We start from the raw sequence: 14996 nt of genomic DNA, 5'->3' as shown, positions 1-14996 counted from the left end.
TCAGCGACGGACGAGGGACGCGTTCGCGTCGAACCACTCGTAGGTCTCGCGCAGCGCCTCCTCGAGGCCGTAGCGAGGCGTCCAGCCGAGACCGGTCAGCCGGGACACATCGTACGAGCGCTCGCGTTGGCCGTTCGGCTTGCTCGTGTCCCATTCGATCTCGCCGCGGTAGCCCGAGACGCCGGCGAGGGTGTCGACGACCTCGCGGATGCGGGTCTCCCTGCCCGAGGCGAGGTTGTAGACGCCCGAGCCCCGCTCCAGGAGGATGCGCAGGCCGGTCGCCGCGTCCTTGCTGTAGAGGAAGTCGCGCTGCGCACTCCCGTCGCCCCAGACCACCATGCGCTGGTCGAGTCGCACGGAGCGGTGGAAGCGCGAGACGAGGGAGGGAAGCACGTGCCCGCGCTCCTCGTCGAAACGGTCGGCCGGACCGAACAGATTCGTCGAGAGCACCATGGCGTAGTCCACGCCGTACTGCTCGGCGTACGCCTCGAGCTGGGCGAGCATGCCGCGCTTCGCGTGCGCGTACCCGGCTTCCGATGCATGCGGAGGACCCATCCAGATGTCACTCTCGCGCATCGGCATCCGGAGCCCGTCGCTGTACATCGCCACCGAGCCCATTGCCACGATCTTCCGCACGCCGGCGAGACGCGAGGCTTCCACGACGTTCGTGTTGATGCGAGCGTTGTCGAAGTACATCTCCCCAGGGCTGCGCAGGTTGCCCATCAATCCGTGCACGCGTGCCGCGAGGTGGATCACGGAGTCGGGCGCGACCGTGTTGAGGAGTGCAGCGGTCGCGGACTCGTCCCGCAGGTCCGCCTGCTCCGACGAGGCAGCGAACACGTCGTAGCCGTGCTCGCGCAACTCGTGCACGATCGCTGTGCCGATGACCCCGGTCGATCCGGTGACCAGGACTCGTTCGTTGCTCAGGATCGTCCCTCTCGTTCTCGCTGCGGCGCCCCGGCCCCGCTGCCGCCCCCCGCTCGATCCGCCGAGCAGAAGAGCTCTGCCGATGGTGTGCGGGGGCCCGCGGCGCTCCATCCTAGGGGCGGGGTCGATTCCGACCGGGCCGTAGCGACACCGTGACTCACCGCGCGTGCGCAGGGGTGGAGGTCTGCGCGTCGACCCGCCCGCCGACGGGGCGCCGGATCCGCGCTCACTGCGTCGCGTCGTACCGGTAGAGGAAGGCGGCGATCGCCTGCCGCGACACGGGCTCGAGCGGGTGGAAGCCGCCGTCCGGGTATCCCGTCGTGATACCCGTCCTGTCGAGCCAGGCGATCTCCCCGGCGAACGGGTTCGCGGCGGGGACATCGGTGAACACCGTCGAGACGGGGTGCGGCTCTCCGGAGAGCCGGGAGAGGAACGCCGCGGCGGACTGCCGTGTCACCGGCTCCAGCGGCGCGAAGGTACCGTCGGCGTTGCCCGTTGTCAGCCCTTCCGACTTCATCCATTCGATCTCGGTGAAGAACGGGTGTGTCACCGGCACGTCGCTGAAGGACGCCGTCGCCGGGGGTACGAACTCCGTCGGCCAGAAGCGGTACCGGTCGTAGCGGTACAGGAACGCCGCCATCGCCTGCCGCGACACGTCCTCGACGGGGTGGTAGGTCTTGCTGCCGTCGGCCTCCACGTATCCCTGGGCGAGGTTCTTGCCCGCCATCCAGGTGACCTCGCGCCCGAAGGTGCTCCGGGGCTCGACGTCCGTGAAGAACCGGGGGGCGTCCTCCTCGGTGAGCATGATGTTGGCCGTCACCGTCCCGCCCGCGGGGTAGTCGACCACGGTCGCGTCCTGGCGCGTCCTGTCGCCGATCCAGTAGCCGGACAGGTAGCGCGCCGCCTCCGCTCCCTCGTCGGGATCGGTCGCGGTGTCGTACCGGATGCGGTACTGACCCGCCGGGAGATCCGTGAACGCGTACTCGTTGCCGACTGCGCTGTCCACCTCGACAGAGCGGGTGAGGCAGGGGGCGTCCGAGCACACCTGCTCCGCGGTCACCGTCACGTCGGTGTAGGACTCGAGGAACTCCCGAGTGGCGACGAGCCCGTGCAGCGCAGGGACAGAGGGCATCGCGATGTCGATTCCAGAGCGAGCGCCGCCGGTGGAGACGGCGACCCCGCGGGCCTTCGACTCGTCCGCCGTGCCGCCGTACCACTGGTCGATGGGGAGGACGTCGAGCTGATTGCGCAACGTCACCTCGCGGGCATCGGCCTCGATCCGCCAGGTGCCGGCGCGGAGCCCCTCCATCTCGTAGTGACCCTCGGCATCGGTGGTCACCAGGGCGAAGCCGTCGTAGCCCTCCGGGTAGTGCTCGGGATCGGCGACGTCGGCAACGCGGTGAGCGGTGACCGGGACCTGGTTCAGTCCCTGTCCCGTATCCGCCGCAGTCACCCGACCCGAGAGAGACCCGCCCTTCTCGAGCACGGCATCGCGCCCGAAGATCGCCTGACCCGTCTCGGTCACCGTCGTCACCTGCGCGGTCCGCTGATCGGGAGCGCCGTTCCAGTACTCGGGGACGTACGCGGGGATCCCCTCGAAGGAGACGTGGTAGTCCTGCAGCTCCAGGCCGCGGATCGTGTACCGGCCGTCCTCGTCCGGTGTCGCCTCACCTCCCCAGTAGTACGCGTACCACCCTGCATTGACGGTGATGCTAGTCGGCGACGGGGCGTCGGGGCCGCCGTACGTCACCACTCCGCTGATCGTGCCGCCGAGCGGGAGGACCTGCAGAGGGGTGGCCGTCCGCTCATCCGCGACCACGGCGACGGTGGCCGACGGCTCCCGTGTGCCGCCGAGCCACCGCGCCAGGTGGACGGAATCGTTCGGGGTGTACTTCACCTGGTAGTCGCCCGGCTCGACTCCGGCGATCGTGAAGGTTCCATCCGTCGACTCATCGAAGTACCCGGTGTCGTATCCCGGTCGATCAGGGTCTATGAGGTCGACGTAGACCGAGTCGATGTCCGCGTCGGGTCCACCGTCGCCCTCGCCGAGCACTCGGCCCGTCAAGGTGCCGGTCTCGTCGGCGGCGTCCGCAGCGGAGACGGGGCCGGCCGTGCCGAGCGCGAGCGCCGCCACGACGACCGTGGTGACGAAGCAGCGGAGGGCAGAGGAGGTGCGGTGGGGCATGCGGGCTACTTCCGAATCGGGTGCAGGCAGAGGCCGGCGCCCGAAGGCCGCGACACCGTGTCGCAACAGTAGCGGCCTCGGGAAGATCGGTTGTGACACCATAACGAGGGCCAGAACGAGAGCGACGGCGCTCCCGCATCACTCCCAGTGCTGCGTGTATCGGTGCAGGAAGGCGGCCATCGCCTGGCGCGAGACCGGAGCGAGCGGCGCGAAGGTGCCGTCTGCATTGCCGGTCGTGATGCCTTCGGCCTTCATCCACTCGATCTGCGCGAAGAACGGGTTCGCCGCCGGGACATCCGAGAAGCTCGCACTCGGCCGCGCGAATCCCGGATTCACCGCGAGACGGGCGAGGAACGCCGACATCGCCTGCCGCGAGACGTCTTGGTCGGGAGCATACGTGCCGTCGGCGTTGCCGGTGGTGATCCCCTTCGCCTTCATCCACTCGACAGCCGTGTAGAACGGGTTGCTCGTCGGCACGTCGCTGAACGAAGGACGCGACGGAGGACTGAAGGACTCCCCCGACATCCGGTAGAGGAAGGCGGCCATCGCCTGACGCGAGACGTTCTCGGTGGGACGGTACTCGAGCCCACCGCCCGCCGCGGGGTACCCGGTCGTGATGCCCTCGCGGTGCATCCAGACGATGTCCGCGCAGAACGCCTGCCCTGCGACGACATCCGTGAAGGTGCGCGGCTCCGTCGCCGACACATCGAGGTCGATGCGGGACGAGGCGACGTCGACCGTGTCGGCAGAGGCGAAGTCGTCACCGCCGATCCACACCCCCTCCGGGAAGTCGTCCGCGACGATCCGGAGCCGGTAGACGCCTGCTGGCAGCGAGTCGAAGATGTACCAGTCGGTGCGCGGGGACGAGGCGCTGACGAAGCCTGTGGCGTCGACCGCCTCGACTCGCGCGCCCGGCCAGAACGCGGGCACGCCGCACTGATCGATCATGGAGGCGGAGCCGGACAGCATCGGCGCCCGCTCGCTCGGGACCACGGAGACATCGACCGTCTGCCCCGGCGTCACCTGGATCGGCCGTGCTCGGGCGCGATCCGCGGAACCGCCGAACCAGGTCGCGCGGTAACCCTGAGGGACGACTCGCAGAGTGTAGGAGCCCGCTGGGATCCCGTCGATCCGCCACGCACTGTCGCCGCAGGTGTCTCCGGCCTGCGTTCCGGAGGCGTCGTAGAGGACGACGAGCGCCCGGCACCCGCCGACATCCGAGCCGTTGCCGTCGGAAGGGACAGCGCGCCCGGTCAGCGAGCCCCCCAGGACGTAGTCGGCGTCGATACCGGAGGTCGCGCTGCCGGCACGGGTCGTGACCGGTGTGCTGGCAGCCTCGGTCGCCGCGTGCGGCCAGTAGTGGTCGAGGTACCGGCCGCCGGCCGACGAGAAGAACAGAGTAAAACCACCTGCCGACAACCCCCCTGATCTCGTAACGTCCCGAATCCGCAGTGCTGTCGACCGACGCAGACCCGGCGGTGATGCCGTCGGCGTCGATCGCCGACACGCGCAGTGACTCATTCGGGTACGCGGACCAGTCGGGGAAGCCCGGTGCTCGCAGGTCTCCGGTCAGAGCGGCTCCGTCGGCGAGCGCCAGATCGATTCCCGTGACGTCCGTGCCCTCGCCGACGACGATCCCGGTCGACTGACTACGCAGTGCGCCGCCGTACCAGCTCGATGCGTGGTCGCGGGTCTGGTCCTCGACCTGGATCTCGTAGCGGCCCGGCTCGAGGCCGCGGAAGACGTACCGACCGTCCTCCGTCACCGAGTAGGTGTACGCGAGCGCCTCACCACCGTCGACGGCCCACCGGACCGTGACCTGCTGCAGGGCTGTCCCCGCGGCATCCGTCACTCGGCCCGAGATGCTCCCCGCCTCGACCATGCGGACGTCGAACCCGCCCGCGGACAGGGCCGATGCGGAGAGGATCGTGGCACTGCGTCGGGCGTGGACTCCAGGCCAGTAGGCGTCGAGAGGACCTGCGCCCGTCGCCGGGTCGGTGCGCCCGACGAACCGGAGCACGAAGTCGCCGGAGACGCCTGCGAGGCGGTACCGCCCACTTTCGTCGCTGTTCGCTCGCGCGAGCTCTCCCCCCGCGCCTGCCGAGTAGCGGCCCTCCGGAACAGAGCTCGCCCACGCCTCGACACGGATTCCGGCGAGCCCCGCACCCGATTCGTCGGTCACGCGGCCGGTGACAATCGCTGTCGGGGCGGCTGCGGACACGGGAGCAACGAGACCCGCACCGACCGCGGTGCAGAGAAGGAGCAGGAGCATCACCCGGAGGGCGCGGAGCAGCGGCATGGCAGGACTCTCGATCGGCACCACAGGACGATGGCGCGGCTCTCGACAGGCTACCCAGAGCGACGCCGGCATGCGTCTGTCCTTCGACGGGGAGGGGCGGCGCTCCGCGCTGAGCGCCTGACGGCTCGGTGCGCAGCCCGCGCGGCAGTGGAGACACGGCATCCCTTCCACTTGTCAGGAACGACCTCAGCACACATAGTGACCTCCACATCCCGCACCGAGAGGACCACCGCCATGAAGACGATCGACTCCGTGTTGCGCTATCTGGGATGGGAGCCGCCCGAGCGATCAACGCGCTCGTCGCAGCGACAGTCGAAGGTGTCGGTGGCGATCGCGGTACTGGTCGGAGTCGCGGTCGTCCTCGCTCCATCGGGCGCAGCGTTCGCTGCTCCGGCGGAGGTGACGGCAGCTGCTGAGGAGCCGGGTACGATCACGGGGATCGTGACGGACTCCCGGTCGGGGGATCCACTGGAGGGCGTGTCTGTCTCCGCGTTCTCGCCCGGGGTGACCTCGACCGTGGCCTCCGGACTCTCGGCTGCGGACGGACGCTACTCACTCCAGGTCAGAGCGAGCGCGTACCAGATCCAGTTCGCGAAGTCCGGGTACGAGCTCGCCTGGTACGGCGCCGGAGTCACGGAGACGCGGGAGCGCGCAACTGTGCTCGATGTGGTCGCGGGCCGAACGACGACGGCCGATCAAGCGCTCGAGAAGATCGTCTACCCGTACATCACCGGCAGCGTGCGCATCCTCGACAAGTACGGGAACCCTGCGCCGAAGGGCACGATCGCGGACATCAATGCCTATCGATGCCGGTCGGCGGACCCGGCGAGCTGCGACGTGACCAGCGGACGGACCACTTCTCTGGAGGACGGCAGCTACTCCCTCCGGGCCTGGGAGACAGGGACATACCGAGTCGCCTTCACCGGTTACCTCACCGGTGCGACGATCTCCTACACCCCAGAGTGGTTCGACCGCGCTCCTTCTCGGGAGGCCGCGACGTCGATCGTCCTCGGTGACGAGGAGACTCGCACGGGTGTGAACGGCACCCTGCGCCCGGTCGACTACCTCGATCAGATCTTCGTCGACGTGCCCGAGGCGCACGCCTTCTACGGTCCGATCCAGTGGATGGGCGACACCGGGCTCTCCAACGGGTTCCCCGGACCGGGCGGTACCAAGGAGTACCGGCCCGCGATCGACGTCACCCGCGAGGCCATGGCCGCTTTCCTGTACCGGTACTCCGGAGTCACCTTCACGCCGCCAGCGACTCCGTCCTTCTCGGACGTGCCTGCAGCGAGCGAGTTCTACACGGCGATCGAGTGGATGAAGGCCGAGGGCATCACGACCGGCAATGCGGACGGCACCTACGGGCCGAAGGATGCGGTCACTCGGCAGGCGATGGCCGCGTTCCTCGGACGCCTCAACAAGGAGGACGTCTCGAACCCCGGTCCCGCGCAGTTCAGCGATGTGCCGAGCAGCAATCCGTTCTTCGGCTACGTCAACTGGATGAAGACCTCCGGTCTGTCGACGGGCTATCCGGACGGTACGTACCACCCGCTGGAGAACGTCACCCGCCAGGCGATGGCCGCCTTCCTCTACCGCAACGACCTGCAGGCCGGATCACCGGACGGGAACCTCTGACCCGCCGCGGAGCCGTCGACGAGCCGGTCCGGAGGGGGGAAGCAGTAGTCCCCCTCCGGCCGGTCGCGGTGCTCGCGATCCTCCTCGCCGTGCTGTCCACGGTCGTGCTCCTCCCCGGCGCGATGAACCGGTGGGTGCTGCCGAAGGACCTGGTCATGGCGGCGGCGGTCGTCCTGGCGTCGGTCGCGACGGCGACCGGTAGCCTGCCCCGGAGGCTCGTGATGGTCGTCGGCACGGCGATCGCGATGCTCGCGGCTGCCGCCCTCCTCGGCGCGGCTCCGCTCGTGCAGCTCCTGGGGCGCTGGCCGCGCTACGAAGGCGCGATCACGGTGGGCGTCTACCTCGGGGCCTTCTGGCTCGGCGCTCGGCTGCTCGGGCCTCGGTCGCATCCGCACCTGCTCGACGTCCTCCTGCACAGCGCCTCCGTCGCCGCCGCGGCGGTGGCCGGGCTCGCCGCGCTCGAATCACTCGGCCTGCGTCCTGTGCCCGGAGATCTCGCCCGGCCGGGATCTCTGCTCGGCAACGCGAGCGACCAGGGCGTCTTCGGGGTGGTCGTCGTCGCACTCCTGGCGCCCGCCGCCCACCGGGCCTGGTCTCGGAGGAGTCCGGACGCAGTGCTCCTCACCATCGGCCTCGCCTCGGCGCTCGCCGCTGTCGTGCTGTCCGCGTCCCGCGGAGCCCTGCTGGGACTGGCGATGGCCCTCGTCGTCGTCCTGATCGGCGCGCTGGTCACGACTGACGCGAAGGACCGCCGACGGCTCCTCCTCCTCGCGGGCGCTGCCACCGTCGGCCTCGCCGGCCTGGTCCTCGCGATCCCCCTCACTCGGGAGCGGCTGCTCGGACTGAGCCCGCTCGCCTCCTCGTCCGCCGCGGGGCGGACGACCCTGTGGGCCGAGACGCTGCGAGTCGTGTCGGCTCATCCGCTCCTCGGCGTCGGTCCGAACGGATTCATGGACGCCGCCTCGACGACGCACGGCCCGAACTGGTTCGCCGCGAACGGAGTCGGTACTACCGTCGACTCCCCGCACTCGCTGCTCCTGCAGTCCGCCACAGCAGGAGGAGTGGGACTGGCTGTCCTCCTGATCGCGTTCTGCGTGCTCTCGCTTCTCGCGATCCTGCGCGCCTGGGGTGCCGCGTCCGCGGGGGACCGCATCGCGGCCGGTCGGCGGCCGCTCCTGCTCAGTGCGCTGGCCGCCTCCCTCGGGTACGTGACGAGTCTGAGCACGCACTTCACGACGCCGGGCAACACGCTGCTGATGGCGGTGCTGCTCGGAGCGGCCGTCTCCGCGACGCCCCCTCCGTCGCCCGCCGGCAAGCGGCGGTGGGGCTCGACGGCGCGGACGGTCGGGCTCGCCGCCTGGGTCGGTCTCCTCGCACTGACGACGGCGGCGGAGCTCCCGCTCCAGGAGGGGATCGAGGCATCGGGACGCGGACGGATCACCGCTGCGGAGAGGGCCTTCGACACAGCGCAGGCACTTCGGCCGTGGGATGCCGATGTGACCTCCATCGCAGCGCAGTCGCTCACCGCTGCGGCGTCGGCCGGAGCTTCCGGAGCAGCCCGGGCTGCGGTCGAACGGAGCACAGACGCCCTCGCGCGCGTCCCCGGCTCCGTCGTGGCAGCGAAGGCACTCGCCGCGGCCCAGCAGTTCGCCGGCGACCCCGGGGCCGCGATCGCGACGCTCACGGCTCTCGACGAGCGGGCGCCGAACGATCCCGAGACGCGGCACCGCCTCGGCACTCTCCTCTTCTCGCTCGGTGAGACTCAGCGGGCTGGAGTCCTCCTCGAGAGCGCGGCCGAGCTCGCCCCCACCGATGTCACGATCTGGCGGACATTGGCCCGCTACTCCACGGCGACCGGAGATGCGGACGGGCTGGTCCGGGCCGAGGAGGCCCTCCGAGAGATCCTCGACAGCGGAGGCGCGGGCTGAGCTCCTGCGGACCCCGGCCGCCTAGGATGTCCGCATGCCCACGCTCGACGCGGATCAGCCGCGTCCCCCCGAGGACACTCGGGGACCGGGACGGAAGCAGTTCCTCCGCTTCACAGGAGTCGCCACCGCCGTCGCGGTAGGGGGGCCGCTTCTCGCGTCAGCTGTGGTCAACGGTACCGAAGCAGACGGCGAGGCGGCCCCGGGCACCACGGTCGAGTCCGCGAGCTTCGTCAGGCTCCTGCGTCCCTCCGACTCCGGCGGTGTCGTCGATGACGCGCTAGAGATCCGCGCCGCGTTCGAGGCGCTCGCGGAGGGAGGTCTCCTGGTGCTGGGCCCGGGGCACTTCCGCATCGCCTCCCGCCTCGACGTGCCGACCGGCGTCGTCCTCCGCGGTTCAGCGACCGCCGCGACCGTCCTCCACATCGACGATCGGGTCCGCGGCGACGCCGTCACGCTCGCGCACGCCGCAGGCATCTCTGACCTCACTCTCAGTCCGGTCGGCTCGTCGCGGGAGGCCGGCGCTCTCATCGGCATCGACGGCAACGAGTGCGTCGTCGAGCGGTGCACCCTCGTTGGATACTTCGTCGGCATCCGCGTCGGAACGAGAGCGGTCCGAGCGGTGAGCACCTCGCTTTCCGGCCTGAGCTTCCGATCTCCGCACACCGGATCCGCCTCCGGCGCCATCGATCTCGTCAATTTCGCGAGCACCGTCATCACCGGCTGCGTCATGTCCTCGATCTCGCAGCTCAGTCGGCAGTGCCTGTTCGGAATCCGCGTGGGCACCGGCGACACCGCGATGGTCTCCGATACGAACATCACGTCGCACGGTGCCGCACTGCTGATCGCGACCGAGGCGGACGAGTCCTGCTGGGCGTTCCAGGCGACGAACTGCCTGTTCGACTCCGCGGGCGGCGTGGTCGGCGATCGGAACGCCTCCTCCGCCGAGATCACTCCGAAGGGAGAGGTCCGCGCGACGATGTTCGCCAACTGCTGGTTCGGGCTGTCCGAGGCCGGCCACGGCCTGCGGGTCGCGGCGGACGCACGGGAGAACGCGATCGTCGAGGGGCTGTCGCTCTCGAACTGCCATTTCCTCCGCAACGGACGCTCCGGTCTCTCGGTGTCGGGCTCCGGAATCACCAACTGGTCCGTAACGGGCGGCTACTCCGTCGAGAACGAGGAGTCGGGGATCGAGGCCGTCGAAGGCACCTCGAGCTTCGCGATCACCGGTCACTCCGCGGGCCGAGGCCGGCTGCCCAGCACTCCGGACGTCCGGCGGATGAACGAGTTCGGCATCCGGATCGGCGAGGGCTGCGACGACTACCTCGTGACCGGATGCCGCCTGAGCGGGAACGAACGAGCGGCACTGGTCGATGAGGCGAACGCTGCCGGGCGTCTCGTCGAGGGGAACCTACTCGGCTAGCGACGGGACGGCACGCAGGACTCCCCGAGGAGCCGCTACTTGTAGACCGCCCAGACCGACTGGTCGAGGAAGCGGGTCTCGCCGTCGGCGCTGACCTCCCAGCCCTCCGCCGTGGTGCCGAGGTAGCGGCCGCGGAGGATCTCGGGGAACCAGCGGTCGCGCGTGCGGACCCAGCGGATGAAGTTGGCCGGACGGCCGGCGTTCAGGGTCTGGCTGCTGCCGGATTCACTCATGGATCCAGTCTCACCCGCCGACGGAAATGGGCTCGGGGCATTGACTTCCCAGGAAGAGCGGGCAGTCGTTCACAGTCGCCGCACATATCGCTGAGTATCGTTCGCAGAAACGGGAGGTCATCATGAACAGTTCGTCATCGACCGGTGCTTTCGGCTCCGGCAACCCCATCGAGGGCATCTGGCAGGCCATGGAGCAGGTCCGCTCCAGCTTCGAGAAGCGCTCCGGCACCCGCGTCGGCCGCGGCGACGTCCGCGCGGCGGTGCTCGCGCTCCTCGCCGAGCAGCCCATGCACGGCTACCAGATCATCCACGAGATCGAGGAGCGCAGCTCCGGCAGCTGGAAGCCGAGCCCCGGCTCCGTCTACCCGACCCTGCAGCTGCTCGCCGACGAGGGCCTGATCGCCGCCGACGAGTCGAACGGCCGCAAGACCTACTCGCTCACCGAGGCGGGTCGCGCGCAGGTCGCCGCCTCCGGCAGCTCCGCCCCCTTCGCGGGCGAGCCAGAGCCCGTCGACTTCGGCGCCCTGCCGAAGGCCGGCGTCGAGCTCGCGCAGGCCGCCGCGCAGGTCGGCCGATCGGGCACTCCGGACCAGATCCGCAAGGCCATCACGGAACTCGAGGACTCGCGCCGCAGGCTGTACGCGATCCTCGCGCAGGACTGACCCGGGTGGCGCCGGTACGCCCGGGCCCCGAGGGCCCGGGCCGCCGCCGCGCGCGCAGTGATCAGCGGCGCTACCGCCGGATCCTGCGCTTCGCCTCCTGGCACCTCGCGGTGACCTGGTTCTTCGATCTGCTGCTGCCCCGCATCGGTCTGTCGTCGATCGCCCTGCGCACGCGTCCGGCTCGGATGCGCCGCTTCGCGCGCAGCTTCCACGTGCTCGCCGTCGAGCTCGGCGGACTGATGATCAAGGTGGGGCAGTTCATGTCGTCGCGCCTCGACGTGCTGCCGCCCGAGATCACCCGCGAGCTCGAGGGCCTGCAGGACGAGGTGCCGCCCGTGCCCTTCCCGCGGATCCGCGCACTCGCCGAGTCGCAGCTCGGGATGCCCCTCGATCGCGCGTACGCGGGAGTCGACGAGTCCCCCGTCGCCGCGGCCTCGCTCGGGCAGGCCCACCGCGCCCGACTGAACCCGATGGACGCCGCCGACACCGGGTTCGGGTCCGCGATCGTCAAGGTGCAGCGACCCGGTATCGACGAGATCGTCGACGTCGACCTCGCGGCGCTGCGCCGCGTCGGCGGCTGGCTGACCCACGTCCGGCTCGTCTCCGATCGGGTCGACGCTCCCGCGCTCGTCGAGGAGTTCGCGGTCACGAGCCTCGAGGAGATCGACTACCTGCAGGAGGCGGCCAACTCGGTCCGCTTCGCCGCCGACTTCGCGGGAGACGCCCGCGTCGGCGTCCCCGACGTCGTCTGGGAGCGCTCGACCCGCAAGGTGCTGACCCTGCAGGACGTCACCGCCATCAAGATCACCGACGCCGACGCCCTCCGCGCCGCCGGGATCGACCCGGCGGAGGTCGCTCCGGTGTTCGCGGCGGTCATGTTCGACCAGCTGTTCACGAACGGCTACTTCCACGCCGATCCGCACCCCGGCAACGTCTTCGTCACCCCGACCCCGGGCGCCGAGCTGCCGTGGCAGCTGACCTTCATCGACTTCGGGATGATGGGCGAGGTGCCGCCGACGACCCGGGCGGGCCTGCGCGCGATGCTCATCGCGGCCGCCTCCCGCGACGGCAAGGGACTCGTCGACGCGGCGCGGAAGGTCGGCGTGCTGCTCCCCTCCGCCGACTCCCGCGAGCTCGAGCGGGCGATGACCCAGCTGTTCGCCCGCTTCGGCGGCATGGGGTTCGCGGAGCTGCGCGAGGTCGATCCGCGCGAGTTCCGCGACTTCGCGGTCCAGTTCGGCGACGTCGTGCGCTCCCTGCCGTTCCAGCTGCCCGAGAACTTCCTGCTCATCGTCCGCGCCATGTCGCTGACGTCCGGCGTCGCCAGCGCCCTCGACCCGGCCTTCAACCTGTGGGACTCGGTCGAGCCGTACGCGCAGCAGCTGATCCGCGAGGAGCGCGGCAACGTCGCGCAGGACGTCGGCCGGCAGGCGCTCGACACCCTCGGCCTCGTCTGGCGGCTCCCCCGCCGGCTCGACGAGCTGGCCACGACGCTCGAGAACGGCACCCTCGCGGTGACCGTCCCGACGGTCGAGCGCCGCCTGACGGTGCTCGAGGGCACGGTGCGCCGCGTCGTCTCGGCGGTGCTGTTCGCCGGACTGCTGATCGCGGGGGCGATCGTGCGCCCCGACGACGGGGCGTTCGGGACGGTGCTCCTCGTCGCGTCGGTGCTGCCGCTGCTGCACGCGCTGTTCGCAGGCCGGCGGGGCTGAGACACCCTCTTCTCCCCGGGAGGAGCCGATCGATCCGTCGCGAACGGTCGTGTCGTCCGATCTCAGGAGACCGTTCGTGACGGATCGGCGCCGGGTGTCTGTGCCCGGTGGAGGCGGTGGTCAGCGGGCTCACCTGCTCCGTTGCGCGATCGGGCCGGAGGGGATCACCGTCGCCCTCGCCCAGCGGCTCGGCCGAGCCGCCCGCGCTCCCCGTGAGACAGTGGGAGCGTGCCGACGGACCTCACGCCGAGCCGCCTCCCGGGCTCCCGGATCCGGCGGTTCCGACGGCTCGCCCGGCTCGGCTTCGCGGTGAACGGGCTGCTGCACCTCGTCATCGGCGCGATCGCGATCCGGCTGGCCTTCGGTGACACCTCGGCGGTGGAGGCCGATCCGTCCGGCGCCATCGCCCGCCTCACGGGCGCCCCGCTCGGCAGCGTCGCGATCTGGGCCGCGTTCAGCGCTGTGCTCGCCCTGGGCCTCTGGCAGCTGACCATCGGCGGCGCCTCCGACAGCCCGCGCCGCGCGGCGCGCTGGGGCCGCCGCCTGGTCGAGGCGGGGAAGGGGCTGGCGTCGCTCGCCCTGGCCGGCACGGTCCTCGTCTTCGCGCTCGGCGGCTCGACCAGCTCGTCCACGACGATCCGGACGATCAACCAGCAGCTGGTCGCCACCACGGCCGGCCTCGTGGTCCTCGCCCTGACCGGGGCGATCGTGCTCGGCAGCGGCATCGGCTTCATCGCGATCGGCGTCCGCCGCGGCTTCCGCAGGCTGGTCCGGCTGCCCCCGGGCCGGCGCGGTCGCCTCGTGTCGACTCTCGGCGTCTCCGGCTACGTGGCGAAGGGGGTCGCGGTCGGCCTCGCCGGCGGCATCTTCCTCGTGGCGGCGGCGACCGGCGACGCCGACCGGGCATCGGGGCTCGACGGCGCCCTCCGCTTCCTCGCGGTCCCGCCGTACGGCACCGCCGCGCTGGTCGTCGTCGGCCTCGGAGTCATCCAGTACGGCGCGTTCCTGATGGCGCGGACGACGCTCGCGCGACTGTGAATCAGTGCGCCGCGTCGTAGGCGCTCTGCACCTCGGCCGGGATGCGGCCCGAGGGCGGCACCTCGTAGCCGTGCCGCTTCGCCCAGTGGCGGATGGCGGCCAGCATCTCGGGGCTCTTGCGGCCCGCGCTCGCGGCGACCGTCGTGATGCGCGGGGCCGCGCCTCCGGGCGAGAGCAGGCGGGCGGAGTCGACGTAGCGGGCGAGCGCGAGGTGCAGCCTGCCGATGTTGGCCGCCGTCAGGTCGATCTCGTACGCGTCGTCGTCGATCGAGAAGCTGACGGTGCCGCCCCGGCCGTCGGCGATGGGCGCGCCGGTCAGGTCGTCGATCAGGCTGCTGCGCAGGGCCATGCCGCGGACTCCTCGGGGGTGGGACGGAGCACGGGTCGCTCCGCCGTCCAGCGTAACGACACCTCCGCGGGCCGCAGCACGGCCGCGGGACCGGCGGAGGGGGCTCCTGCGGTCCTCCGCGCGGCCGGAGCGTCAGAGCAGGTCGAAGTAGAGGTCGGAGGCGGCGTCGTCCTGCCGGGCGTCCTCGGGTGAGGCCGTGACCGGGCGGTGCGGGGCGGTCAGGGCGGCCGTCCGGACGTCGAGGTCGCCTCCGCACTCGGAGCCGACCGAGGCGCCCGCGACGCCTCGGGCCGTGCGGACCGAGAGCGGGACGCCGTGGCCGACGACGAGCAGCACCTGCGAGTGCGGCGCGGGCGTCCCCGCGTCCTCGAGCGTGACGGTGCTCATCTCGCGCTGCTGAGCGAGTGCCATCGAGTAGCGGACCACGGCCGAGGCGGTCTCGTCCTCGAGCACGAGCGAACCGCCGGTGTGGGAGAGGGTCTTCATGGTGTCGTCCTTCGGTCTGTGCCCCCGAACGACGTTCAGGGCACCGGGGACCGGAATGCGATTCCCCGAGCCTACGTCGCGCTCCTCCGTGCGGATTCAGGAGGCGCACATCGGGCCGA

At 70.9% G+C, this 14996-nt stretch carries 12 protein-coding genes; 6 read left to right on the top strand and 6 right to left on the bottom strand.

The window, feature by feature from the left end; translation table 11 throughout:
- From GSU68_RS03215 to GSU68_RS19815, 3 genes are all read right to left on the bottom strand, one after another.
- Entirely contained in the window at positions 1-1038 is a 1038-nt protein-coding gene (locus GSU68_RS03215) for a GDP-L-fucose synthase (protein ID WP_159905668.1), read from the bottom strand.
- A 115-nt stretch (positions 1039-1153) separates the two neighbouring features.
- Positions 1154-3112 carry an S-layer homology domain-containing protein gene (locus tag GSU68_RS03210; protein ID WP_159905667.1) on the bottom strand — a complete coding sequence of 653 codons (1959 nt, stop codon included), beginning with the start codon at positions 3110-3112 and terminating at the stop codon, positions 1154-1156.
- A 138-nt stretch (positions 3113-3250) separates the two neighbouring features.
- Positions 3251-4531 carry an S-layer homology domain-containing protein gene (locus tag GSU68_RS19815; RefSeq protein ID WP_244259373.1) on the bottom strand — a complete coding sequence of 427 codons (1281 nt, stop codon included), beginning with the start codon at positions 4529-4531 and terminating at the stop codon, positions 3251-3253.
- A gap of 1114 nt (positions 4532-5645) precedes the next feature.
- On the opposite strand from GSU68_RS19815, the gene GSU68_RS03195 reads away from it, so the two are divergent.
- The 3 genes from GSU68_RS03195 (at position 5646) to GSU68_RS03185 (ending at position 10397) form a co-directional block, all read left to right on the top strand.
- Positions 5646-7049, top strand: coding sequence for an S-layer homology domain-containing protein (locus GSU68_RS03195; RefSeq protein ID WP_159905664.1), 1404 nt, complete (start codon positions 5646-5648; stop codon positions 7047-7049).
- An 89-nt stretch (positions 7050-7138) separates the two neighbouring features.
- Complete coding sequence (locus GSU68_RS03190) at positions 7139-8977, top strand: O-antigen ligase family protein (RefSeq protein WP_159905663.1); 1839 nt, start codon at positions 7139-7141, stop codon at positions 8975-8977.
- Between the two features lie 163 nt (positions 8978-9140).
- On the top strand, positions 9141-10397 hold the full coding sequence (locus tag GSU68_RS03185) for a hypothetical protein (protein WP_159905662.1): 1257 nt from the start codon (positions 9141-9143) through the stop codon (positions 10395-10397).
- 35 nt (positions 10398-10432) lie between these two features.
- On the opposite strand, the gene GSU68_RS03180 is transcribed toward GSU68_RS03185, so the two are convergent.
- Positions 10433-10630: a hypothetical protein gene (locus tag GSU68_RS03180; RefSeq protein WP_159905661.1), complete on the bottom strand. Its 198-nt coding sequence runs from the start codon at positions 10628-10630 to the stop codon at positions 10433-10435.
- 122 nt (positions 10631-10752) lie between these two features.
- Between GSU68_RS03180 and GSU68_RS03175 the strand changes: the two genes are divergently transcribed.
- The 3 genes from GSU68_RS03175 (at position 10753) to GSU68_RS03165 (ending at position 14042) form a co-directional block, all read left to right on the top strand.
- Positions 10753-11292: a PadR family transcriptional regulator gene (locus GSU68_RS03175; protein WP_159905660.1), complete on the top strand. Its 540-nt coding sequence runs from the start codon at positions 10753-10755 to the stop codon at positions 11290-11292.
- A gap of 5 nt (positions 11293-11297) precedes the next feature.
- On the top strand, positions 11298-13004 hold the full coding sequence (locus GSU68_RS03170; protein WP_159905659.1) for an AarF/UbiB family protein: 1707 nt from the start codon (positions 11298-11300) through the stop codon (positions 13002-13004).
- 228 nt (positions 13005-13232) lie between these two features.
- Positions 13233-14042 carry a DUF1206 domain-containing protein gene (locus GSU68_RS03165; RefSeq protein WP_159905658.1) on the top strand — a complete coding sequence of 270 codons (810 nt, stop codon included), beginning with the start codon at positions 13233-13235 and terminating at the stop codon, positions 14040-14042.
- A gap of 1 nt (position 14043) precedes the next feature.
- On the opposite strand, the gene GSU68_RS03160 is transcribed toward GSU68_RS03165, so the two are convergent.
- Both GSU68_RS03160 and GSU68_RS03155 read right to left on the bottom strand, forming a co-directional pair.
- Complete coding sequence (locus GSU68_RS03160; RefSeq protein WP_159905657.1) at positions 14044-14391, bottom strand: Lsr2 family protein; 348 nt, start codon at positions 14389-14391, stop codon at positions 14044-14046.
- A gap of 132 nt (positions 14392-14523) precedes the next feature.
- Positions 14524-14877, bottom strand: a complete 354-nt coding sequence (locus tag GSU68_RS03155; protein WP_159905656.1) for a hypothetical protein — start codon at positions 14875-14877, stop codon at positions 14524-14526.
- Positions 14878-14996 lie beyond the last annotated feature (119 nt).

It is taken from the genome of Rathayibacter sp. VKM Ac-2759 (assembly GCF_009834225.1).
Classification (GTDB): domain Bacteria; phylum Actinomycetota; class Actinomycetes; order Actinomycetales; family Microbacteriaceae; genus Rathayibacter.
The sequence above is the reverse complement of the archived record's forward strand: the minus strand, read 5'-3'. Positions and strand labels throughout refer to the sequence as shown.

Bases quoted from the DNA above. Each gene is read 5' to 3' on its own strand.
- GSU68_RS03175 (WP_159905660.1), top strand. From the start codon at position 10,753: ATGAACAGTTCGTCATCGACCGGTGCTTTCGGCTCCGGCAACCCCATC.
- GSU68_RS03210 (WP_159905667.1), bottom strand. From the start codon at position 3,112: ATGCCCCACCGCACCTCCTCTGCCCTCCGCTGCTTCGTCACCACGGTC.
- GSU68_RS03155 (WP_159905656.1), bottom strand. From the start codon at position 14,877: ATGAAGACCCTCTCCCACACCGGCGGTTCGCTCGTGCTCGAGGACGAG.
- GSU68_RS03215 (WP_159905668.1), bottom strand. From the start codon at position 1,038: ATGGAGCGCCGCGGGCCCCCGCACACCATCGGCAGAGCTCTTCTGCTC.
- GSU68_RS03180 (WP_159905661.1), bottom strand. From the start codon at position 10,630: ATGAGTGAATCCGGCAGCAGCCAGACCCTGAACGCCGGCCGTCCGGCC.
- GSU68_RS03160 (WP_159905657.1), bottom strand. From the start codon at position 14,391: ATGGCCCTGCGCAGCAGCCTGATCGACGACCTGACCGGCGCGCCCATC.
- GSU68_RS03195 (WP_159905664.1), top strand. From the start codon at position 5,646: ATGAAGACGATCGACTCCGTGTTGCGCTATCTGGGATGGGAGCCGCCC.